1 protein-coding gene is annotated in these 979 nt (G+C 39.5%); it reads right to left on the bottom strand.

Translation table 11 applies throughout. The features are described 5' to 3' along the window. Positions 1–37 precede the first annotated feature (37 nt). Positions 38–979 (bottom strand): IS3 family transposase (locus ACR65M_RS26955; RefSeq protein WP_440274952.1); only part of this gene is annotated, 942 nt, incomplete at its 5' end.

The following is a 979-nucleotide window of genomic DNA, read 5'->3' as shown; positions in this document are numbered from 1 at the left end:
TAATCTGTACCCCTTGTAAAGGACATTTTAAAAAAAGCTAGGCTACTTTAAGAAGATGATCTCTGTATTGAACAGGGGTCATCTTTTTCATATTCCATTGATATCTGTAGTGATTGTAGTAGTGGATGGCAGCTTTCACTTCTTGCTTAAGTTCTTCTAAAGTTTCACATGATTTTATATCAGCCAGGTCCTTAAAATGACCAAAGAATGATTCCTGTGGGGCGTTGTCCCAACAGTTACCTCTCCTAGACATTGATTGTTCCAATTTGAATTTTTTCACCAGCTTTTGATAAACAGGGCTGGTATAGTGACCTCCCTGATCAGAATGTATATAAGCTCCTTTAGCCAGTTTGATTCTCCTGTTTTTCTTTAACTTCTTAAGTGTATCCGTAGCGATATCTAAAGTAATTCGATCAGAGACCTGATGAGCTAAGACTTCATTGGTGGAAGCGTCAATAATGGTTGATAAATAAGCCCTTTTACCTTTTCCGAAATATAGGTAGGTTATATCCGTAAGAAGGACCTTGTGTGGGATTCCTTGTTTGAATTCCCTGTTAAGTAAGTTCGGGACGACCTTGTGCTCCTGCGTAGCCTTAATGATGCGCTTGTAGGGGTTCGCTCTCCTAAAAGGGCTCTCAATCCCGTATTTCTTCATGATTCTTCTGATTCGCTTAAGATTGAAAACAACACTAAACTGACCTGCCAATACCATCTTAATTTGACGAGCCCCTTTCTTACGGTTCTTGAAATTGTATGCTTTTAAAACCAGGTCCCGAAGGGATTCATCCTTTTTCTCCCGATCCTTCCTTCTCTGAACTTGTTTAGCAGAAAAGTAGTTATAGTATCCCTGGCGGGACACTCCAGCTACTTTACAGAGGTGGGTTACCATCCTTGTTAGATTGTATTTCTCGATAACGGAATGAATAAGGTTAAATTTCTGGTCAGCTGACAATTTTATTTCTTCTTCATCCCCCTTTCT

This window comes from Ferdinandcohnia sp. SAFN-114 (assembly GCF_059415045.1).
Note: the sequence above shows the minus strand (reverse complement) of the source record. Positions and strands in the feature narration are given on the sequence as shown.